This is a genomic window from Kribbella sandramycini, assembly GCF_013131805.1.
Classification (GTDB): domain Bacteria; phylum Actinomycetota; class Actinomycetes; order Propionibacteriales; family Kribbellaceae; genus Kribbella; species Kribbella sandramycini.
The window spans coordinates 1-21,289 of sequence record NZ_JABJRC010000013.1 but is presented as its reverse complement, the minus strand read 5'-3'; the positions used below and the strand labels follow the sequence as shown (position 1 = coordinate 21,289).

Here is a 21,289-nt window from a genome sequence, read left to right as displayed (position 1 = left end):
ACGGCCACCGCGCCGAGCCGATGACTCAACGCAATGCCCCGCTGACTCCCGAGGGTCGCAAGCAACTGGTCGAGCGCTGCCGCACCCGCCCGATCGCGCAGGTCGCAGCAGACATGGGTATCTCACGCGCGACCGCCGGCACCCACATCGAAAGGAATGGGAGACGAACCGCGAGGTGCGCAAGATCATCGCGAAACATCCCGGCCACTTGGTCCATGTAGACGTGAAGAAGACTGGACGCATCCCCGATGGCGGCGGATGGCGTGCCTTCGGCAGAGGCAGCAGCGAGGCGAACGCCATCGCGCACCAAACGCGCGGGATCAGCGCCGGGTACGTTTACCTGCACTCCGCGATCGACGGCCACACCCGGTCGGCGTACGCGGACGCGCTGGAAAACGAGCAAGCATCCGCTGCTGTTGCGTTCCTCGACCGGGCACGGATTTGGCTCGCTCAACACGGCATTGTGAAGATCGAGCGGATCATCACCGACAATGGCTCCTGTTATCGCTCGAGCGCCTTCGCCGACGCACTGGACGGTGCCGAGCATCGGCGCACGAAGCCGTACATGCCCAAGCACAAAGGGAAAGTCGAACGGTACAACCGCATCCTCGCCGAAGAGTTCCTCCACGTGAGAACCTGGACCAGAGGCCCAGCGCGCGAGCGCCTTGGAGACGTGGAACCTGCACTACAACTACCACCGGCCCCACGGCGCCCACCGCGGGAAACCGCCGGCATCAGCGACACCGGCACGCGTCACCAAGGTCCTCGCCTCCTACAGCTAGCCGTCAGTGAAATACTGACGGCCTCCGCCGTTCGCTCCTCCCGTGGTCAGAACACCGGACCGTCGCAGTCGGGCGCGAGGTGAGAAAAGTTGTCGCGGCTCGAGTGCGGCTCGACTGAGCTCGGATGATCGTTCATGTGACGGGCTACGGAAGCGCGCAGACTTCTGGTCGTCTTCTTGGTTCGATCAAGCAGGCGTTCGACCACGTGTTCCGGCGTCTGTGGTTCGACGCTTTCGGCCCATCTATTGATGTGCTCGAACGGCTCTGATCCGGGTTTGACGCCGTTGAAGGAGAGGACGTTGTACGCGAAGAGCTCGGCCTCGATCTCTCGGACGGCGGGCGGCTCCTCTGCGGTGGCTTCGTCAATCGCTGCGTGAAGGTAGACGTGGCCGGTCTCGTGCGCGAGGCGGGCGACGGCCTGGACGTCGTTAAGTCGGTCGGAGATGACGACCAGCTTCTCCGGGTGCTGTGTGAAGCCGCATCTCGATGGTTCCAGGCGCCGTACGACGACCTGGTAGCCCTTGAGCTGCAGGTGGTGTTCGAGGGCCTTCCAGAGCCGACGGACACCTGCTGGGCTGAGCGTTTCGTTGGCAGCCCGCCGCGGCGAGGTAGCCCGCTGGTTGGCGTCCATGTTCAAAGGCCCGGACCGTCTGGCTGGACAGCAGAAGGGTCCGGTGTGGCGGCACTCGGGTTCGGACGGCGTTGGAGCGGGTGCTCGTCGATGTAGTCGCGGACGGCGTCGCAGATCTTTGTGGCCGGGAGAAGGAGCCGCTCACAAATCTGTGTCGCCAGTTCAGCTGGTGTGTCAGGGGCGAGCTCGAATGCCCTGTTGGCGATGAGGTCGGCGGATGATGAGGCCGGCTCGACACGGTTGTTCAGCAGGACCGTGCAGGCGACCAACTCGGCCTCGAGCTCGCGGAGAGCTCGGTCTTGTGGTTGGTCTGGCCGCAGGATTGTGGCGTGGAGACGCACGTGGGCGAGCTCGTGGGCCAGCTGGGTCAATGCGCCGATCCGGTCGAGGTTGTCGGCGATCACCACCTGTTTGGTTTCGTAGGCGGTGATGGCCTGGAGTGGCGGGCGCAGTCGGCGTACGGCGACGGTGAAGCCGGTGCGCCCGGCGAGATGCGTGAGTGCGTCCCAGAGCCGGCGGTCACTGGCCGTTTCCAGCGTCGGATAGCGGGTCGTCGGTTCATTGCTCATAGCAAGCTCTCCTGATCCTGGATACCGGGTGGTCAGCGGTCGAGGGTGCTGGGCTCTTGTCCGGGTTGCGCAGAGTTCGTGATCTCGAGGTACGGCGCCGGGCTGCGGGGTGGGCCGCCGCGTTCGGGTCGTCGTTCCTGGGACGTCCCGGCGAGCCGGCGCGCGATGTCTGAGGCGGCCGTCAGGTGATCGGCAGTCCAGGCCACGCACGCCGTGAGTTCGGTGAAGAACGCCGGTTCGGTGGTTCGGAGCCACCGGCTCTGGAGTGGCCTCGACGTCGCCGGCCTTCGCAGATACCTGACATCCAACTTGCCGGCTTCTTGCCGTGGGACGAACAGGCGTCCTTGGCTCACCAGCGCCGCAACCGCGCGCTGCTGTCGGCGAGCGACCTGTTCGGTCGACCAAACCATCTCGTCGACGGTCTCCAAGACGCGCAGTGCGGTCGCTTTGTCCGGCACCAACTCGTCGGCTTCGAGCAACGAATCACCCCGCCGGACGATCTGATCCAACGTGGCCTTCAGCGCCATGAACGCCGCCTCGCTCGGCGTACCGGTCGCTCCGTACAGGTCAGAGAGCCTTCGTCGCCACGATTCGGCAACACGTAGCGCGCCGGCTTCCGCGGCCCGGAGTGTCTGTTTGAGCAGATTGAGTTGGTGGCCGTGCCGAGCGTCGAGTTCAGCGTGCCGTGAAGTGAGAACGCCGTCCGACAGGTGCCACACGTACCCGCAGACCGATCGGACTTGCGCCGTGGTCGATCGCAGGTCGCGGGTGAGGAGCGTCTCGAGCGCAAGGCCGTCCTCAGCCCGCTCCCAGCGCGCCGCGTAACGTGGGATGACCGACAGCGGATCGTCGGCGCTGATCGGCTGCCCTGTGGCAAGGTCGCCAAGTGCTCCGAGCCCGCCGCGCGGAATCGCGGCGTCCGCCAGTCTTTCCAACTCCGTACGCGCTGCTTCTAGGCGGCGCCGCTCGGGTGTCTTGCTCCGCGTGCAGCTCATGATGCAGTCGGCCGCCGTCAGGACGACGGCGGCCAGTTCGGCGCGTGCGGCCTGCAGGCTGCGGCGGTTGTCGAGCAGTCGGGCGTTCGCCGCGTCCTGACTGGCGAGCAGGTCGCTGCCGGCGCCGATCACCTGGGCCAGGCGCCCGAGTGGCCGATCAGTCCGTGCGGCCGCGCCGGAGTACAGCTCCGCGGCCTCGAACCGATGACGCAACCAGCGAAAGTGGTGTTCGGACGCCGCCATCACCGCCGCCCAGTCCTCAACCGCCTGCGATCGGTTGTCGTATCCGGACCGCGCGGCTTCGATGGCGGTCCGGCGAGCGACCCGCAGCAGGTCCTCATACGTCGCGCGCATCGCACACCGCCCGGATGTCGCTCGCCGCGGTCCGCAGCGCATCACCGAGTTGAAGCCGGCCGAGATCTTCGACCGGACCGTCGAGCTCATCAGCCGTCAGCGCGGCCTCTTCGAGCAGTGCCGCCGGGTCTACCTCGAGGTCGCCCTCACAGGACCCGGACGGCGAGATCTGGAGCAGTTCGCACAGGCGATACCTGCTGAACGCCGTCATAGCCCACCGGCCATCGGTGGCCTGTGTCTCCAATCTTTCGACGATCACCTCTGCCCGCGTCACCAGCTCGACGACGCGCTGCCTGCGCGGATCGTTGTCTCGACTCATCGATGTTCCTTCCGTTGAACTCTCCAGCGCTTCTCCAGACCGGATCGCCTGGTTCACGCAACTCAACGGATGCCGAGGACAACTTTTCGCTCGAAGCCTCTTCACACATCGTTTCCGTCGTCGACGTCGAGGTTCGCGAACCAGCCGATGACCTCGCTGGGTCGATAGCGTAGATGGCGTCCGACTCGTCGTCCGCGCGGCCCGTAGCGGGTCCTTCGCCAGGTGTAGAGCGTCGCTTTGGGCACCTTGAGGTAGGCCGCGACCTGGTCGGCGTCCCACAACGGTTCGTCGTCCGGGTGGCCTGTCATGAGCTGCCCTGTCGCTCACGGACGGCCTTGATCGCGCGGCGGACCTCTCGCGCGGACATTCCGAGGATCTCCGCCACCGCCTCGGCAGAACCACAGACCTTGACGAACTCCGCGGTCTCGCTCTCCGCGGCCGCTTCAGCTGCACTAATGCGAGCGTCACAGCGCTCGACAGCCGCAGCCTTCGCGGACCGCGCCCGCGCAACATCCGCGAACGCCTTGACCGTCCGACCGGTCGCAGTCTCGATTCGAGCCTGCCGCTCGCGGGCCCGGCGCAGAGCCGCCGGTCGCTCTCCTGCACGCACCATCTGTCGTCTCCGCTCTTTCAGTTCATGGGGTCAGAGACTGGGGCCGGGTTGTTCCGGCTGTTGATCGACCGGATCCGTCACCGTGGGCTGAGGCCGAACATCGTCTGCCGATCGCTCATCCCCCCGCTGGATGGCGAGCTTGTGCGATAGCTCCAAGGCACTGGTCAGCTGATCGACGCTCCAGATAACGGAGGCGACGAGCTTGGACTCGGACTCCGTGATGTTGTCGGGATGCCAGGGCAGCGGTAGCGCCACCAGCATCCCCTCCAGATCGTGGTCTGGATCGATCTCTTCACCGGGCCCGATGCTTCGCCACAGCGTCTGGTCGTATCGCGATGCAACCTGCCGCGTCGCAAAAGCGAGCTCATCGACGGTTTGGATCAGACGGTCAGCCGTGGCGCGGTCGGGCACCAGCTCGGCAGCGCCCAGAAGTTCGCCGTCCGGGCGCATGACTTCGTCGGCCGCCGCGCGAAGCTCGCTGAACGTGATCTCTGGAGGCGTCCATCCGATCTCCGGCGGCTCTGAAATCTGCTCCTTCCACCAGTTCGCGGCGGTCAAGACGCCGGCGTTGGCACGCTTCAACATCGTCCGCAGCCTGAACAGCGTCGCCTCGTGCCTTTTGGTAAGCCGAGTGTGCGGCGAGGCGAGCAGGCCGTCCACCAGGCGCCATGAGTCCTCACAGGCGAAATGCAGCTGTGCGCTGAGCGCGAACATCTCCGGTGGGCCGATGAAGTCGGCCGGCACGACCGCGCTCGCGCGCTCCCACCGCCCCGCCCAGCGCGACATCCGCGAGATGCCGTCGTTCAGCCGACTCCCAGTCGCAAGATCGCCAAGAGTTCCCAGGCCGATGTACCGAGCAGGTTGGCTTGTCAGGGGATAGAGCTGCGTTGCCACCGCCCGCAGCTGCTTGCGCTCGAACTGGTTGATCCCCGGATCTGACCCCGCGAGGTCGAGGGCGGCGAGCGCGATCTGCGCGACCTCCACTTGCGCGGCCTGCACGGCGGTTGGATCGCCGCCCAGTACCTCGGGCAGCTCGTCCCCTTGACGTTCCAAGACGTCCGACGCGATTTCGATCGCGCGACCAACAGCGCCGAGCTTGTGCGCAGCGACTTCCGGCGCAGCAACGCCCGTAACGTCGTACCCCAAGACGCGCAGGTGTTTCGCTGTGGCTGCCAAGACACTTCGCCAGTCCTCGGCCGCGGCCGGTTTTAGCTGCTTGTCGCGCTCGTCCTGAACGCGCAGCACCGACCGCCCCATCGTCCGCCGCGCGATCCACAGCGCGTCTTCATACGTCGTCTGCATCGCGCACCACCCGGATACTCGCCGCCGTCGCCCGGATGGCGTCCCCCAGAGCCAGGCGCCAGGTCAGGTCCTCCAGCGGAACCTCCAGGTCGTCCACCGCCTGAGCCGCTTCCTCAAGTAGCCCCAACGCGTCGCCGTCGTCCTCGGTCGTGTCTTGCGTGTAGGGCAGTACTCCGACCAGCGTGCATAGCCGGTACCGGCTGAACGCGGTCATCGCCCACCGCCCATCGCTCGCCCCGGCTTCCTGCCGCTCGACAATCGCCTCGGCGCGCGCCACGAGCTGGGCAATGCGCCGGCGAACCGGATCGTCTTCACCGCTCATTTCAATCTCCTCCGTCTGCTGCCGGCCCCGCCGCACCGGACGGCCTTGGCGAGGTTGTGGCAGCTCAACGGATGTCGAAGGCAACTTTTCGACCTCTGCGCAGAAGAAATCTCGTCACACTTCTGGCACTCAAGGAGCCCTCCCGCCAGCCCCGGCGTCCGCGCAGGCCAAGCGGTCGCTCCGTTGAACGACGCATGAGACGGCGCGTGGATCCGGAAATCAGGCACGTTCGGGGTTGGCACCGATGCTGAGCATCCACCGCATGACAGCGGGAGACGGCTACAACTATCTCCTCAAACATGTGGCCTCAGGCGACCTCGACCGCCGCATGGCAACCCCGCTGACGGCGTACTACGCCTCCACCGGATACCCACCAGGACGGTGGCTCGGCAGCGGCCTTCCCGGACTCGGCGACGGCACCTTGGCGCCCGGAACCGAGGTCACCGAATCGCAGATGGCCGCGCTGTTCGGCCGCGCGCAGGACCCGCTGGACGGGCGCCAGCTCGGACGCCCATATCCCGTCTACAAGAGCCCCAGCCAACGCATCCAAGAACAAATCCGAGCCCTTGACCCCACCCTCGACGACGCACAACGACAGACAGCGATCCGGCAGATCCACAGAACCGAGATGCGCACCAAGACACAACACGCAGTCGCCGGATTCGACTTCACCTTCTCCCCCGCCAAGTCGGTCTCGGCGCTATGGGCCATCTCCGACATCGGCACCCAGGAGCAGATCGTTGCCGCACACAACGAGGCCGTCGACCAGGTTGTGAGTCTGATCGAGAAGTACGCGACGTTCAGCCGCACCGGCGAACAAGGCATCGCCCAGATCGACACCCGCGGTCTGCTCGCCGCGGCCTTCGACCACTGGGACACCCGCAGCGGCGACCCGCAGCTCCACACCCACGTCGTCGTCGCCAATCGAGTCCAGGGCAAGGACGACGGCGTCTGGAGAACCCTCGACAGCCGCGTCCTGCACCGCGCCACCGTCGCAATGTCGGAGATCCACAACGTCCTCCTGGCCGACAACCTCACCCGCCGGGTCGGCGTCAACTGGGAGCTCCGCGACCGCGGCGAACGCCGCAACCCGTCCTTCGAGATCGACGCGATCCCCGATGCCCTCATCAAGGAGTTCTCCGCCAGAACCGAACAGATCGAGTCCAACCTCACCGCACTCCTAGACGCCCGCGAAGACCAACTGCCCCCGCCGACCCGCCGCGAGATGTACGTCCTACGGCAGCAGGCGACCCTGATCAACCGGCCACCGAAGCATCACGCCCGCCCTCTGATCGACCTCATGGCCGAGTGGGCCAAGCGCGCCGATCAAGCTGTCGGCAGCGACGTCGTCGCGGCGATCCGGGAGTCACTCGACCAGCGCGAGGAGCGTCCGCTGGCGGCTGCCGACCTGAGTCCGGAGACCATCGACGCCTACGGCGCGGCGACCGTCCTCACTCTTCAGCTCAAACGCGCGACCTGGACCCGCTGGAACCTGCTGGCCGAAGCCGCCCGACAGACCCGCCTGCTCCGATTCGCATCGGCCGACGACCGCATGACCGCCCTCGAAGCCGTGGTCACTGCCGCCGAGCGCCACTCGATCAGCCTCACCGCACCAACCCTCGTCAGCACCCCACTGACCCGCGACAGCGGCGAGAGCGTCTTCACCATCCACAACGGCCAGATCTACACCTCACCCGTCATCCTCGGCGCCGAATCCGCGCTCCTCGACCTCGCCCGCGACACGACCGGCCCGAGACTCCACGACCGGCAGGTCCGGTCCGACGGCCTGAGCCCCGACAAGGTCCGCGCGCTCCACCGCATCGCCGCCAGCGGCCAGAAAGTCGAAGCGCTCGTCGGCCCCGCCGGCACCGGCAAAACCACCCTGCTCGCCACCCTCGTCACCAACTGGCAAGCCGCCTACGGCGACGGATCGATCATCGCGCTCGCGCCCTCCTCAGCCGCCTCCACCATCCTGTCCGACGCCATCGGCACCCCCGCAGAGAACATCGCCAAGTGGGTCTACGAATCCGCCGGCCTCGGCGCCGAAACCCGTCGCCAACACATTCATGACACCGCACGCGCCGCCGACCTCGCCCACGACTCCTGGCGCAAACGCCGCCACCAGCGCCTCACCGAACAACTAGCGGCGCTTCGCGCCGAAGACGACCGCTGGACCTTCCACCCCAACCAACTCGTCATCGTCGACGAAGCCTCCATGGCCGGCACCATGGAACTCGCCATCCTCGCCCGCGCCGCCAACACCGCCGGTGCCAAGCTCCTCCTCGTCGGCGACGACGCCCAACTCGGCGCCGCAGACACCGGCGGCGCCTTCCGCCTCATCGCCCAAGACACCACCGCCGCCGAACTCAGCGACGTCTGGCGCTTCACCCACCCCTGGGAACGCGAAGCCAGCCTCGCCCTCCGCACCGGCGAACTCCAGGTAATCGACACCTACGACAACCACGACCGCCTCACCGCCGGGCCCAACGACCAGATGGAAGAAGCCGCCTACCAGGCGTGGCTAGCCGACACCCGTGCCGGCAAATCCAGCCTCCTCATCGCCGCCGACAACACCACTGTCGCCCGCCTCAACGCCCGTGCCCGCCTCGACCGCATCACCACCGGCGAAGTCGAACCCGACGGCCTCGAACTCCACGACGGCACCCACGTCGGCCTCGGCGACCACATCGTCACCCGCCTCAACAACCGCCGCCTCCGCCACCCCGAAGGCTACGTCCAAAACGGCGACCACTGGACCGTCATCCACCGCTGGCCCGACGGCTCCCTCACCGTCCAAAACCCCACCGGCCACACAGTCACCCTCCCGGCCACCTACGTCCAACAATCCGTAGAGCTCGCCTACGCCACCACCACCCACCGAGCCCAAGGCACCACCGTCGACACAGCCCACCTCGTCGTCACCGACCACCTCACCCGAGCCCTCCTCTACGTAGGCCTAACCCGCGGCCGCCACTCAAACCACGCCTACATAGCCACACACCAACCCACCCCCGACGTCCACGAACCCCACTACGAGCAGACCATGCAAGACGTCCTCGAAGCCGTCCTCACCAACCCCGGCGTCGAACTCTCCGCGCACGAAGTCCTGCGCCAACAACTCGACAACGCCACACGCCTCGACCGCCTCGTCCCCATCTACGAACACCTCTGCCAACTCGACGCCCGCACCCGCATCACCACAGCCCTCACCACCAGTGGCCTGCCCCCTACCGACCAAGCCGCCGTCCAGGCCTCCCCCGCCTACGGCGCCCTCGTCTCGGAGCTACGACGCGGCGAAGACGTTGGATTGGCTTCCAGCGACCTGCTGCGTAGGTCTGTTTCCCAGGCCCGATTGGCAGATGCCCACGACGTCGCCGCGGTTCTCCACGCTCGTGTCAGCCGGCTGGTCGCAAGAGCGGCACGTGGTTCGGGACGGCTTCCCACGACCATCGCCGGGATCATCACGCCGGCCCATCGCGTCAACGACCCGTCATTCATTGGTCCGCTCCGAGAGCTAGAAACTCAGATCTCGCTCCGCGCTGACTGGCTCGCCGAGAACGCGCCGACGCAGTTCGACGTCTGGTTCCAGGAGTTCTCTCGGCTCACTGCTGACTATCCGGCCTCGCAGCGCACAGACATCCTTCGGCGAGTGTGCGCATACCGCGAGCGCTACGCCGTCCGTGACACGACTCCACTCGGCAAAGCACCCTCGCCAGCCATGTCAGACCAGCACCTCCTGTACGCCAGTCTGCTGAATCAGCTGACTCGTCCGGCGCCGCCTCCGCGAACTTGGACGGAGGGAGACACCAAGGGCCTGACCTACCAGCGGTAGCGCTGATCGAGGATTGTCGTCCACGCCGTTCGAGTCAGAATCGGCAGCCGCGGCTTAGCACGCTCCTACCGGTGGGTTAGTTGTTAGAGAGGTCGATTTGGTGTCGCGCACTGTCGTACTGAGGTGTGTTTCGGCGGGGGTACGACACCCGCGTGAGGCGTCCGTCGTACGCCGAGCTGCTCCCTACTGTTGGCGCTCGTGTCTGCATGCCGTTGGCGATCTGGAGGCTGGGTGCGAGCGTTTGTGGTGCAGTTGCCGTCGGGTGCGCGGTACTGGACGGTGCTGGAACAGGACCTTCAAGTATGCCGCCCGGCGGACGAGTTCCTTCGGCATCTGCGGTTCGGCCGACCCGCACCTGGGCTCTGAGCGCTCGGGCGACGTCAGGGAACCTGCTGGTCAGGTCGTTGCCGTTGCGAGACCAGATCCGCACCTTATCGCCACGGACCACCGCTCCAGCGCGTCTCGTTGACTGAACTCTTCAAGTGCCGAGGAGGTGACCGTGCTGTGCGAGCGACTGGAGTTGAACGGTTACCATCGCGTTCGTGGATGAGCAACTGAAGTCCGATTTCGTCCGACGGGCGCGTGGCCGCGGCGGTGATGAAGCGATGGTTATCTGCACTCTCGAAGAGTTCTTCACCGGCAACGACGATCCGGCCAGCATCATCCCGAATCTCGGTCCAGAGCTCGATGTCGCGACAGTTCGCACCGGTCTCGAACGGCTTCGACAGCACCCTTCCGTCCACGAGGTGTTCCTGCAACTGGACCACTTGGAATGGGACGAGTATCCCGAAGGTGAGTGGCCGTACTCGAATGAGGTCGGCGTCGTCACCACACTGAGTCTCGCGGAAGTCGACGACCTGACCCGTGAGCTGCAGACCGACTGTGCCAACGGCCCCTACCCCACCTGGGACGGCGCCGAAGGCGCGCCGGCCCTGCCACCTGGCTATCATTTCGTGAGTGTCTCTTGGGGTTGATCCGGCTTCCAATCCTCCAACCGGCTGACGGGCTCAGTGAAGATAGCCGTCCCATTTCGGCTCGTACCTCGAACCGCCCGGCAAAGCGCGCTCGCCGGGCACCTCCTCGACCGCCCACGCGAGCTCGAACGCGACCGGCCCGGTCAGGCCGGGCGACAAGTTGCCCACAGCCCCAGTGTCACCCCACTCCTGAGTGGGGTGACAGGCGTCACCAGTCCCCGATTTCCCGGCGAGATCAGCTCGGTTCCGTCACACCCCGGCCACGGCCGGTGAGACCCTTGGCGCTGCGCCGCGCCGGGTGAGACAGTGGCTCGCCGCGTGATTTTGGGGTCCGGAGCACGGCATGATCGTTCCCATGGACCTTTCCCGAGCTGATCACCCAGCGGAGGCTGATCCCAGCTTGGACGCCACCGTGCCCACGATCGACCCCAACGCTCCCACCGCGGCGGACGCCTTCGCCAGACTCGCGGTCGAGCTCCACGAAGCGCCCGGTGTCGAAGAGACCCTTCAGGCGGTCATCGACTTCGCGCTCCAGGCCGAGAGCTCCAGCCACGCAGGCGTCGTTCTGACCGTCCGGAGCGGCCGCGCCGAAATCGGCGCCGTCACCGACCCAGCGATCGAAGAGCTCTATCGGCTCCAGATCGACAGCGACGCCGGGCCGCTGATCACCGCGCTGGAGACCCGTGCGGTCCTCGTGGTCCAGGACATCGCCGACGACACCGAATGGCCGGCCTGGCGCGACAAGGCGCTCGAGCTCGGTATTCGCAGCGTCCTGCACGTCCCCATGGTTCTGGGCAACCGGCCCATCGGCGCACTGTCGCCCTACAACGAAGCCCCGGACAGCTTCAGCGCCGACGACGAAGCGATCGCGCACATCCTGGCCCGCCACGCCTCCGTGGCGGTCGCCTCCGCACGGCAGGAAGAGAACATGGCGGCCGCGGTCGATGCCCGCAAACTCGTCGGCCAGGCGATGGGCATCCTCATGGAGCGCTTCGACGTCGACGGCGATCGCGCGTTCGCGATCCTTCGCCGCTATTCCCAAGACAATAACCGGAAGCTCCGCGACGTCGCCCAAGAGCTAATCGACACCCGCAAGCTACCTCGCTCGCAATAGGTTTCGCGCACAGGTTCCGAGCCGCCCACGCTCGGTTCACCCGATTGAGCCACTGACTTGCCACTTGCATGAGTGGTCCTTTCGGCAGGCCACTGGTGGGACTGGTCCTGCCGTAACGTCGGCCGCAGGAACTCTCAAGCAAAGGAGCCTGATGAGCACCCGAGACCACGCCGGCAAACGCTCGGCGGACGGCAGCGCCGGAGACGCCGACTACGCACGGATCGGCGACGGCTACACGTCCTACCGGCAACCCGAACCAGAGTTCGAGGCCGCAATCCGCGAGGCACTCGGCACCGCGCGCTCGGTCCTGAACATCGGCGCCGGCGCAGGTTCGTACGAACCACGCGACCTCGACGTCACCGCCGTCGAACCGTCGGCCAAGATGCGTGCCCAGCGCCCCGCCGACCGCGTCGCCGCACTCGACGCAACCGCGGAGAACCTGCCCTTCGAGAACAACACGTTCGACGCCGCGATGGCCACCTTCACCGTCCACCAATGGCCCGACCTCGCCGCCGGCCTGACCGAAGCACGCCGCGTCACCCGCGGCCCCATCGCCGTACTCACCTGCGACCCGACGCTGCTGCGAAGCTTCTGGCTCTACGAGTACGCCCCCGAAGCGATCGACACCGAAGCGCGCCGCTACCCGCCGGTCGACACGATCCTGGCCGGGCTCGGCGGCGGCCAGGCGCACCTCCTCCCCATCCCACTCCACTGCACAGACGGTTTCAGCGAGGCGTACTACGGCCGCCCCGAACGACTGCTCGATCCTGGCGCCCGCCGCGCCAACTCGGCCTGGAGCTTCGTTACCCCTGACGCCCACGAACGATTCGAGACCCACCTCAGCGCAGACCTCAGAAACGGCACCTGGGACCGGAACCACGGCCGCCTTCGCACCCAGCCGCACTTCAGCGGCTCGCTGACCTTGATCGTGTCACCGGGCAAGAGCTCGTGACCACACCCGTCGTACGCCCCTTCACACCTGCCGACACCCCACGATTGACCGAGCTCCTGCACGACGCGTACGCCGAGCTCGGCCGCCGCGGCCTGAACTTCACCGCAGTCGACCAGAACGACGACACAACCCTCCGCCGCGCCTCCAGCGGCAACTGCTTCGTATTGGAGCAGGACGGCGCACTCCTCGCGACCATCACTATCAGCATGCCCCCGGAACCCGCACTCGCCGAACTCACCGAACACGCCCGAACCCCCAACCGCGCATGGCTCAGCCAGCTCGCCGTGGCGCCGGCCCACCAAGGCACCGGCATCGGAACCCACCTCTGGGCCATCGGCCGCCGAACCGCGGCCGACTTGTCAGCCACCACGATCGGCGTCGACACAGCCGAACCCGCGACCGAGCTCATCCGCCTCTACCAGCGCTGGGGCTTCGCGCAAGTCGACTCGATCCAGTGGCCGGGCAAAACCTACCGGAGCGTCGTCATGGCGCTGACCTTGGCTTAGGGCCCCAGTCGGCCCTCCAGTTGAGTGCCGCGGCAAGGAGGCGTGCCCAGCCCGGCAGCGACGCCGACCAACTTGCTGTTCAACGTGGTCACCAGCGCCAGTGCGCTGCTGCGACACCGTCGCCTCGGCACTCCCGGGGCGACACCGCCGCCCCGGGAGTGCTCACGAGCTTGGCCCCGCGGTAGGGATCGCCGACAGCATCTACGGCATCGGCCGCTCATCGGTCCGATCGCACGGTCCGCTAAGCGGTCCAGACGATCGCCGACGGATAGCTCACTAGTTGGTCGCTTCCACCGCCGGTTTGTCGCAGTCCGGACAGCAGGTGGTTGCCGGACCGAGGGTCAATAGGGTGCGGCCGGCGGGGACGGCGGCTGGCGCTTGAGCCCGTTAGCCGCGTGGGCGGCGCCGCCGTCCTGAGCGACACCAAACAAGGCGTCGCCGACCGGCTCTCCCTCGCGGCGCTGATCATCATCGGCACCACAACCGTCCTGCTCTTCGCCCTCACCGGCTCCCTACTGATCCCCCTGCAAGCGATCCTGCGCTCCAGCCTCAGCCTCACCGCCACCTTCGGCGCCATGGTGCTCGTCTTCCAGCGCGGCCACCTCCTCGGCGACTTCACCGTCACCGGCTGGATCGACCTCGTCGCGCCCGTCCTGATGTTCTGCGTCGCCTACGGACTCGCCATGGATTACGAGGTCTTCCTCATCTCCGGCATCCAGGAACAGCGCGATGCCGGCCGCCATCGCCGCCGGCCTCCAACACACCGGCCGCCTGCTCACCGCCGCCGCCCTCCTCGACGCCTTCCTCATCCGCACCCTCCTCCTACCCGCCCTCATGCGCCTCACCGACCCCCGCCAACTGGCGGTCCCCCACCCCCTCCGCTGCCTCCCCACCCGCCTCAGCCTCCGCCACCGAGTCACCCCTGCGACATCCGCCTGGGAAATGTCACAGGGAGGCGATACGATAACCACACTGATGTAGTTCGGACCTGGGGCAGGACGACGTCATTACCCTGCTCGTTGCTCTGAACCATCTGGAGGTACCCCATGGGGTGCACAGACGATCTCCTCGACGACGTTCGCGCGCAACTCGCGCCTGACGACAGCGTGCTCAAGGAGGCTCGGCAACGGCGCGACCTGACCCGCGACGCCGCACAGGCCTTTCCAGGCGCACTCCGAACATTCATGTCGGGCTCGTTGGCTCACAAGACCGCCAACTGCCCGATCCACCGGCGCGACCTGGGGCTAGATGCCGACTGCGGCGTCGTCCTCGACACTGATACCTATCCGGATCTCGGGCCGGACGCCGACGCGCGTATCGGCCCGGACGACATCGTCCGTCAGGTCCTCGATCAGCTTCGCCCGCGAGTGCTTCTCAACTACCCGAAGGCCACCTTCCGGATCACGAAGCGGGCGATCTACATCGAGTTCAACGCACCGCTACCGGCCGGCGAAGACCCGACAGTCGACCTGATCGTCGGCCTCGACCGCGCCTCGCAGCCGGGCCTCTGGATTCCGAACACCGAGCAGCACCGATGGGATCCGTCCCATCCCGAGAAACACACCGAACTGCTGACCGCGGAACCCAAGCAGCTGCGGCTGGTACGTGCGCACGCGATCCGACTCGCGAAAGCCGAGAACAAACGCACCGGCGAGCCGGTCCTCTGCTCGTTCAACGTCGAGGCCCTCGGCTGGATGTTCATCTCGTCGGGGATGTCGCAAGCAGTCGCACTGCAGACGATGTGGGAGCGAGGGGCGGCTGACCTCTCGCGTCGGTTCACTCCCGACCCGGCCGGCGTCTCGGCGCCGATCAAGGTCGCCGATCGCCCCCTCGCTGTCGACCGGCTGCAGTTCGCCGCGAACCGTCTTGCCGCCGCACTCGAGCGTGATGACGATGCCGAGTGGGTTCGCAAGCAGCTACTCGACCTGTGGCCGGAGTTCGTCCCCGCCTCGGCTCAAGGAACGTCGAAGGCGCGGCTGGCTGAAGCGCTCAAGTCCCGTACGCCGTTACGAGTCTCCACTGCAGGCACACTCACCACGGGTGCCGGCCTCGAGCTCAAGCGGCCGCAGTCGTACGGCGACCGCGCTCACCAGTAAATGACCGGCACACCGCGTCGCCCGTCCGTATGGCTGGACGACCGGCTCCGGCGGGGACGAATCGAGGCAAGCGCAAGGCGTGCATACCCGCGTTTGAAGTACCGCCGCCGACAGCCTCGGACCGGGCCTGTCCACATCTACGAGGTCGACCTCCCCGTGCCGGGCTACGAGACCCGTCACGTGACAGTTACCTTCGCCCACGACCGCGGGTACTCCCCGCACGTCTACTCCGACGGTCCCAGCACGGCCGACGACTCGCCCCATCGCTTCCCCGACCGAGGCCGCACCCGCCTGTGCATCTGGCTCCCCAGCGACCCGCCCGCTCGACGCTGGGTACCAGCCGACGGCCTCCTCGGACTGTTCGGCATGACCGCCGAGCACCTCTTCAAGGAGGGCTGGTGGCGCGAGTACCGCGAATGGCTAGGAGACGAGGCACCGCACGGACCACACGCGAAGGAGGCGAACTGAGCCAGTGTCGAGTCCGCCACCACCCACGACCAGCACCGCTCCAACGGTCACGGTGACGGTCACCACGACCGCGCCACCCGCGACGCCCCCGAGCGCCGCGAAGACAGACCCACTCGTTGCGGCACTGCTATCTGGCGCACTCCTCGCAGCCATCGTCGGCGCCGCCGCCAACACCTACTTGGCACGGCGACGAAACCGTGAGGACGAGCGCGCGCGAGTACGCTCGATCTGCGCCGAGGCCCTCGAGGCTGTCGCCGCCTACAAGGAGTTCCCCTACGCGATCCGCAGGCGCCGAGCCGACCAGCCCGGATCGGAACGCAACAGACTCGCCGACGAGATGCGTCACGTCCAGACCAGACTCACCTACTACTCCACCTGGATGAAGGGCGAATCCCCCGCACTTGCCACCGCCTACGACACCCTCCTGTCGAACCTCAGACGCGTAGCCGGCCGAGCATGCCACGACGCCTGGCTCGCCACTCCCACCTCCGCGGACAAACAAATGAATTTCCAACCCGGCGTCATCGATCTGACCGAGCTCCGGCAGTATGAGGACGCGTACGTCGCCGCGGTAAAGCAACACCTCAACCGCATCCTCAAAGTGAAAGCTCACACCTAGCCAGGCAGGCCGGCGGTTCGACGCAGCGTCTGCGGGACGTGTTCGGGGCCCGTCGCACGGTGTGCGGCGGGCCTCGAAGCTCACGGGGTGAGTCAGTTGAACAGGCCGAGGAGGCTGTGGTGCCAGCCGCCGTGACCGCCGCTCCAGCGCGAGCTGATCTCGACGTAGAGGCCGACGACGATGTTGATTCCCTGATGCATGGTGTTGCTCCTTCAATGGGGGGAGGGCTCACCCGCAGATCGCCGGTGAGGACGAGGCTTCCGGCTGATCCGCCGTCGGTCCCGTCGTGAAGGTCTTCGAGCCGGTAGCTGCGCCGGATGGGTGATCTCGCGAAAAAGTTGTCGGAAGCAAGCAAATTGCTGCGAGGAGCAGTTGGTACATGACCGGGACGCGCCGAACTCCGGCGCTCGAACTGGGACCTATCCGCCTGGGGTCCGGTACCGAATCAGAGGTGTCATCCCGCCGCAGGCGTCAAACGCTGCGGCGCCGACGACCTTCGATACGAACAGTCGACCGGCAGCTTCAGCAGCCGACGACAGCTCCGGTCGATCAGCTTGTTCACCGTTTCCTTCAGCAGAAAGAGATCTCTCATGTCCAAGAACATCGTCCGCGTCGGCCTCGCCGCTGCGGCACTGTCCATGATCTTCGTGACCGCCGCGTGTGGCAGCGGCGACGACAAGGCGGGCAGCGCCCCGGCGACGAGCACCTCGTCTTCGGCGCCGACCCCGTCGGACTCGATGAGCTCTTCGGCTCCGGTCGACAACACGGCGGGTCTGGTCGGCCCGGGCTGTGCCGACTACGCCAAGGCCAACCCGACCGGTGCCGGCTCGGTCGACGGCATGGCGGCCGCTCCGGTCGCGACTGCCGCTTCGGGTAACCCGTTGCTGAAGACGCTGGTGGCTGCGGTGTCGGGCAAGGTGAACTCGAAGGTGAACCTGGTCTCGACGCTGAACGGCGGCGAGTTCACTGTGTTCGCGCCGGTCGACTCCGCGTTCGCGAAGATCGACGCCAAGACCATGGGCACCCTGACGACGAACGACGCGCTGCTGACCAAGATCCTCACGTACCACGTCGTCCCCGGTCAGCTGGACGCGACCGCGGTCGTCGGCAAGCACGCGACCGTCGAGAAGCAGGACGTCAACGTCACCGGCTCGGGCGACAACCTGATGGTCAACAACGCCAAGGTCATCTGCGGCGGCGTGAAGACCGCCAACGCGACGGTGTACCTGATCGACACCGTGCTGATGCCGCCGGCGGCCTGACGATCCTCGCCGGCCGGTGTCCCGGGCCGGTGCTGCCGGAGCCATTCACCAGATATCCGGCAGTACCGGCTTTCCGGCTCCATCATGCGGACCGAACTGATCGTCCGTGGCGCGAGCCGTCGCGGTGGCTGTGATACGAAGTCAGTCATACCGCTCACCGACGATGTCGAGCAGAGGACTGACAGTGACCGAACAGCGACGGGTGTTCTCCCTGGGAGAACTCGGGAAGACCGTGCCGGTGGCGACGGCTGACGGTGCCCTGATGGCTCTGATCGCCCGGGGAGACAGCTCGGCGTTCTCGGGGCTGTACGACCTAACGTCGGCCCGGGTCTACGGCCTGGTCCGCCGGGTGGTTCGGAATCCTGCGATTTCGGAGGAGGTGTGCCAGGAAGTGATGCTTGAGATCTGGCGGACCGCTGCCCACTACGATCCGGCCCGGGGGTCGGTGACGGCGTGGGTTCTGACCATCGCTCACCGACGGGCGATCGACCGGGTCCGCTCCGAGCAGGCCTCGACCAACCGCGACCAGGCCGTCGGGCGGCAGTCGGTCGAGACCGATTTCGACCAGGTCAGCGATGCCGTGACCTCCAGCCTCGAGACCGAGCAGGTTCGCCGGTGTCTGGGGTCGTTGACCGAATTGCAGCGTGAATCGATCACCTTGGCCTACTACGGAGGCCACACTTACTCAGCCGTTGCAGAGATGCTGGAAGCCAATGTGGCAACGGTGAAAACACGAATGCGCGACGGCCTGCTCAGGCTGCGCGATTGCCTAGGTTCCGAAGGGAAGTGACACCATCATGCCGCCAGACGTTCACACCCTGACCGGACCGTACGTCCTCGACGCCCTGCCCGATCCCGAGCGAGGCGATTTCGAGCAGCATCTGGCCTACTGCGAGTCCTGCACGATCGAGGTGACCGAGCTGCGCGAAGCAGCTGTCAAACTCGCGACACAGGTCGCTCAGCCGCCCCGGGCCGCCTTGAAGTCGGCTGTCATGGCGTCACTCAATGACGTCCGGCAGCTGCCGCCGCTCATACCGGACGCCGACTCGGCGGACGATTCGACCGTGATCGCGCCGAAGCGAGGGTTTGGCCGGCGCGGAATGCTGGCTCTGGCCGCCGCGGCATTGGCGGTCGCGACCAGTGGCGGGATTGCGATCGATCAGTATCGCGAGAACTCAGCGTCGCGCCAGCAGAACCTGCAGATCGCCGCGGTCCTCACCCAGCCGGACGCGACCACCAAGCACGCGAGCGTGACCGGTGGGGGTGCTGCGACGGTCGTGTCGTCGACCAGTAAGGATTCCGCGGTGGTACTGCTCAGCGGTCTGCCGCGGCTGGGGCCGGACCGGACCTACCAGATGTGGATGATCGACGGATCGAAGACAGCTCACTCGGTCGGACTGACCGATGGCTCACCCGAGCGCACCACTGTGATCAGCGGGGTCGCGGACAAGATTGCGTTCGGTCTCACCGTCGAGCCCGCGGGCGGGTCGACACGGCCCACCGAGCCGGTCGCAGCACTGATACCGATGGCCTGACATTCGCTCGCCGTGATGCCCGTCCTGAATCGCCAGGGCGGGCATCTACTCAGGTGTGGGACAGCCGGTGTGAGATAGCAGACGGCGGGTCGATGTAAGAGGCAACGATCCATGACCGCTCAGGCAACGAACACTCTTCATGAGCTTCGATCTAGCGACCTACGCAGCCACCGCCGAACCGTTGCGGTGGGACGACCTCGATCTGGAGACCTTCAGCGGCAACCCGCTGTCGGACGGCGCGCTGCGCTGCCTGCAGTACATGAGTGACGTAGAGACCCACACCGTGTGTTACCTGCGCGACCTGCTGGTCACTCCTGCGCACCTCGATCCCGACATCACCACCTTCCTCACGGCCTGGAACTGGGAGGAGTACTGGCACGGCGAAGTCCTGGACGAGATCCTCAAGATCCATCAGGTCCACACCGGCGCCCAGCACATCCAAGACCTCCGCGAACGGCTCGGCTGGCGAGACCGGGTCGCACCGCTGATCCAGTCGGTCCTGGCCAATCTGATCGGTCCCGACTTCATCGCGACCCACATGACCTGGGGCGCGATCAATGAATGGTGCACCCACGCCGGCTACTCACGCTTCATCGCCGTCGAGGACAACCCGATGCTGACCGAGATCCTGCGCCGCATCGCGAAACAGGAGACTCGCCACATCGCGTTCTACAACAGCCAAGCCCGCAAGCGACTGGCGGGCAACCGCAGGGCGCAACGCATCACCCGGTTCGCGCTGCAGCACAAGTGGGGAATCGTCGGATCCGGCGTGATGCCCGACGAGGAGGTACACCATCTGCTGACCTATCTGTTCGGCGGCGCCGATGGCCTGGCTCAAGCCCGCAAGATCGACGCCAAGATCGATACGCTGCCCGGCCTCAAGGGCTTGGGCCTGGTCGAACGCGAGCTGCACCGGCACGAAATCCGCTAGCCGGATCGTGAGGACGCAGCGTGTAAGCAGGCGGTAATACCGCCTGCAAGCGGTCCGACCCATCCGCCGGCCCTTCACGGTCCGAAGTACTGGCAATCGTTCAAGAATCCTACGAGCTGGAGTGTGTCCCGATGATCACGCTTGCTTTTATCGGATTGGTAGGCGGCCTGATCACCGGGGTTTCCCCTTGTGTCTTGCCGATGCTGCCGATCATCTTCTTCGCCGGCACGACCGGCAAGAAGGAACCCGCCGCGACCAGGAAGACCGTCGGCGAAGGTGACCTCCTCGTCGAAGAGGTCGAGATCGCCAAGCCTGCGCGAGACTTCCGTCCGTTGAAGATCATCGCCGGGATCGTCGTGAGCTTCAGCGTCTTCACGCTGGCCGGCTCGGTGATCCTGTCCGCGCTCGGTCTGCCGGACGACTTCCTGCGCTGGGGCGGCCTGACGATCCTGACGCTGGTCGGCCTCGGCTTGATCTTCCCCGCGCTCGGCCATTGGATCGAGAAGCCCTTCTACCGGCTGCCGAAGATCAACAAGAACAACAACGGCGCGTTTGTCCTCGGGCTCGGTCTGGGCACCCTGTACGTCCCCTGTGCGGGACCGGTCCTGGCGGCCATCACCGTGGCCGGCGCCACCGGCAACGTGGGCTGGCGGACCGTCGTCCTCACCGTCTCCTTCGCGATGGGCGCGGCGCTGCCGCTGCTGATCTTCGCGTCGGCCGGCTCGCGGATCTCCCAGCGGGTCAAGGCCTACCGCAACCACCAGAAGGGTTTCCGGACGGCTGGCGGAATCGTGATGATCCTGCTGGCGGTGGCACTGGCCTTCAACGTGACGGACGTGATCCAGCGCTCGCTCCCGTCGTACACCAGCGGTCTGGAACAGAAGGTCGCCGAGAACAAGACGGTCCAGGGCGTGCTCGCGCCGGCCCTCGGGAAGGGCGGGCAGGAGCTGGCCAAGTGTACGCCGGGCGCCGCCGAACTGACCGTCTGCGGCGCCGCGCCGGAGTTCACCGGGACGCAGAAGTGGTTCAACACCCCGGGCGGCAAACCGGCGACGATCGCCGGGCTCAAGGGCAAAGTGATCCTGGTCGACTTCTGGGCCTACTCCTGTATCA

23 protein-coding genes and 1 pseudogene are annotated in these 21,289 nt (G+C 66.5%); 15 read left to right on the top strand and 9 right to left on the bottom strand.

Translation table 11 applies throughout. From position 1 onward, the window contains the following. Positions 1–20 precede the first annotated feature (20 nt). Positions 21–782 (top strand): annotated as a pseudogene (locus HPO96_RS35065) (integrase core domain-containing protein). A 46-nt stretch (positions 783–828) separates the two neighbouring features. Here the strand turns inward: HPO96_RS35065 and HPO96_RS35060 are convergent. The 8 genes from HPO96_RS35060 to HPO96_RS35025 all read right to left on the bottom strand — a co-directional run bounded on the left by HPO96_RS35060 (position 829) and on the right by HPO96_RS35025 (position 5,887). Then, positions 829–1,413: an ImmA/IrrE family metallo-endopeptidase gene (locus HPO96_RS35060; protein WP_171678780.1), complete on the bottom strand. Its 585-nt coding sequence runs from the start codon at positions 1,411–1,413 to the stop codon at positions 829–831. Positions 1,414–1,415: 2 nt separating this feature from the next. Further along, entirely contained in the window at positions 1,416–1,982 is a 567-nt protein-coding gene (locus HPO96_RS35055; protein ID WP_171678779.1) for an ImmA/IrrE family metallo-endopeptidase, read from the bottom strand. A 32-nt stretch (positions 1,983–2,014) separates the two neighbouring features. After that, positions 2,015–3,331 (bottom strand): hypothetical protein, encoded by a 1,317-nt coding sequence (locus HPO96_RS35050; protein WP_171678778.1) that lies wholly within the window; start codon positions 3,329–3,331, stop codon positions 2,015–2,017. Next, a complete protein-coding gene (locus HPO96_RS35045; RefSeq protein WP_171678777.1) occupies positions 3,315–3,650 on the bottom strand; it encodes a hypothetical protein in 336 nt (111 codons plus the stop codon). The genes HPO96_RS35050 and HPO96_RS35045 overlap by 17 nt, the downstream gene beginning before the upstream one ends. A 101-nt stretch (positions 3,651–3,751) precedes the next feature. Beyond that, positions 3,752–3,958 (bottom strand): helix-turn-helix transcriptional regulator, encoded by a 207-nt coding sequence (locus HPO96_RS35040; RefSeq protein ID WP_171678776.1) that lies wholly within the window; start codon positions 3,956–3,958, stop codon positions 3,752–3,754. Next, positions 3,955–4,263 (bottom strand): hypothetical protein, encoded by a 309-nt coding sequence (locus HPO96_RS35035; protein WP_171678775.1) that lies wholly within the window; start codon positions 4,261–4,263, stop codon positions 3,955–3,957. The genes HPO96_RS35040 and HPO96_RS35035 overlap by 4 nt, the downstream gene beginning before the upstream one ends. A gap of 30 nt (positions 4,264–4,293) precedes the next feature. Beyond that, positions 4,294–5,565 (bottom strand): hypothetical protein, encoded by a 1,272-nt coding sequence (locus HPO96_RS35030; RefSeq protein WP_171678774.1) that lies wholly within the window; start codon positions 5,563–5,565, stop codon positions 4,294–4,296. After that, positions 5,549–5,887 carry a hypothetical protein gene (locus tag HPO96_RS35025; protein WP_171678773.1) on the bottom strand — a complete coding sequence of 113 codons (339 nt, stop codon included), beginning with the start codon at positions 5,885–5,887 and terminating at the stop codon, positions 5,549–5,551. Before HPO96_RS35025 ends, HPO96_RS35030 begins: the two co-directional genes overlap by 17 nt. Positions 5,888–6,131: 244 nt before the next feature. On the opposite strand from HPO96_RS35025, the gene mobF reads away from it, so the two are divergent. After that, the gene (gene mobF / locus HPO96_RS35020) at positions 6,132–9,719 is read left to right on the top strand and encodes a MobF family relaxase (RefSeq protein WP_272954781.1); all 3,588 of its coding nucleotides are present in this window, start codon (positions 6,132–6,134) and stop codon (positions 9,717–9,719) included. A gap of 542 nt (positions 9,720–10,261) precedes the next feature. Then, positions 10,262–10,693 carry a hypothetical protein gene (locus tag HPO96_RS35015; protein ID WP_171678771.1) on the top strand — a complete coding sequence of 144 codons (432 nt, stop codon included), beginning with the start codon at positions 10,262–10,264 and terminating at the stop codon, positions 10,691–10,693. Between the two features lie 33 nt (positions 10,694–10,726). On the opposite strand, the gene HPO96_RS39370 is transcribed toward HPO96_RS35015, so the two are convergent. Then, the gene (locus HPO96_RS39370; protein ID WP_272954780.1) at positions 10,727–10,861 is read right to left on the bottom strand and encodes a hypothetical protein; all 135 of its coding nucleotides are present in this window, start codon (positions 10,859–10,861) and stop codon (positions 10,727–10,729) included. Positions 10,862–11,105: 244 nt separating this feature from the next. Here HPO96_RS39370 and HPO96_RS35005 point away from each other — a divergent pair, with 244 nt between their 5' ends. The 12 genes from HPO96_RS35005 to HPO96_RS34950 all read left to right on the top strand — a co-directional run. Beyond that, the gene (locus tag HPO96_RS35005) at positions 11,106–11,807 is read left to right on the top strand and encodes a GAF and ANTAR domain-containing protein (RefSeq protein WP_337796937.1); all 702 of its coding nucleotides are present in this window, start codon (positions 11,106–11,108) and stop codon (positions 11,805–11,807) included. Positions 11,808–11,958: 151 nt separating this feature from the next. After that, a complete protein-coding gene (locus HPO96_RS35000; RefSeq protein WP_171678770.1) occupies positions 11,959–12,759 on the top strand; it encodes a class I SAM-dependent methyltransferase in 801 nt (266 codons plus the stop codon). Then, positions 12,756–13,265 carry a GNAT family N-acetyltransferase gene (locus tag HPO96_RS34995; RefSeq protein ID WP_171678769.1) on the top strand — a complete coding sequence of 170 codons (510 nt, stop codon included), beginning with the start codon at positions 12,756–12,758 and terminating at the stop codon, positions 13,263–13,265. The genes HPO96_RS35000 and HPO96_RS34995 overlap by 4 nt, the downstream gene beginning before the upstream one ends. Positions 13,266–13,660: 395 nt before the next feature. Continuing rightward, positions 13,661–14,293: an MMPL family transporter gene (locus HPO96_RS39965; RefSeq protein ID WP_202886808.1), complete on the top strand. Its 633-nt coding sequence runs from the start codon at positions 13,661–13,663 to the stop codon at positions 14,291–14,293. Between the two features lie 18 nt (positions 14,294–14,311). Next, the gene (locus tag HPO96_RS34985; protein WP_171678768.1) at positions 14,312–15,361 is read left to right on the top strand and encodes a nucleotidyltransferase family protein; all 1,050 of its coding nucleotides are present in this window, start codon (positions 14,312–14,314) and stop codon (positions 15,359–15,361) included. Positions 15,362–15,541: 180 nt separating this feature from the next. After that, positions 15,542–15,829 (top strand): hypothetical protein, encoded by a 288-nt coding sequence (locus tag HPO96_RS34980; RefSeq protein ID WP_171678767.1) that lies wholly within the window; start codon positions 15,542–15,544, stop codon positions 15,827–15,829. 52 nt (positions 15,830–15,881) lie between these two features. Beyond that, entirely contained in the window at positions 15,882–16,448 is a 567-nt protein-coding gene (locus tag HPO96_RS34975; protein ID WP_171678766.1) for a hypothetical protein, read from the top strand. 590 nt (positions 16,449–17,038) lie between these two features. Then, the gene (locus HPO96_RS34970; protein WP_171678765.1) at positions 17,039–17,710 is read left to right on the top strand and encodes a fasciclin domain-containing protein; all 672 of its coding nucleotides are present in this window, start codon (positions 17,039–17,041) and stop codon (positions 17,708–17,710) included. A 184-nt stretch (positions 17,711–17,894) separates the two neighbouring features. Further along, positions 17,895–18,500 (top strand): ECF RNA polymerase sigma factor SigK, encoded by a 606-nt coding sequence (gene sigK / locus HPO96_RS34965; RefSeq protein ID WP_337796936.1) that lies wholly within the window; start codon positions 17,895–17,897, stop codon positions 18,498–18,500. 7 nt (positions 18,501–18,507) lie between these two features. Beyond that, the gene (locus HPO96_RS34960; protein WP_171678763.1) at positions 18,508–19,245 is read left to right on the top strand and encodes an anti-sigma factor; all 738 of its coding nucleotides are present in this window, start codon (positions 18,508–18,510) and stop codon (positions 19,243–19,245) included. 139 nt (positions 19,246–19,384) lie between these two features. Then, positions 19,385–20,176 (top strand): ferritin-like domain-containing protein, encoded by a 792-nt coding sequence (locus tag HPO96_RS34955; protein ID WP_171678762.1) that lies wholly within the window; start codon positions 19,385–19,387, stop codon positions 20,174–20,176. A 200-nt stretch (positions 20,177–20,376) separates the two neighbouring features. Continuing rightward, a partial coding sequence (locus HPO96_RS34950) for a cytochrome c biogenesis protein/redoxin (RefSeq protein ID WP_238355858.1) occupies positions 20,377–21,289 on the top strand: 913 nt, incomplete at its 3' end.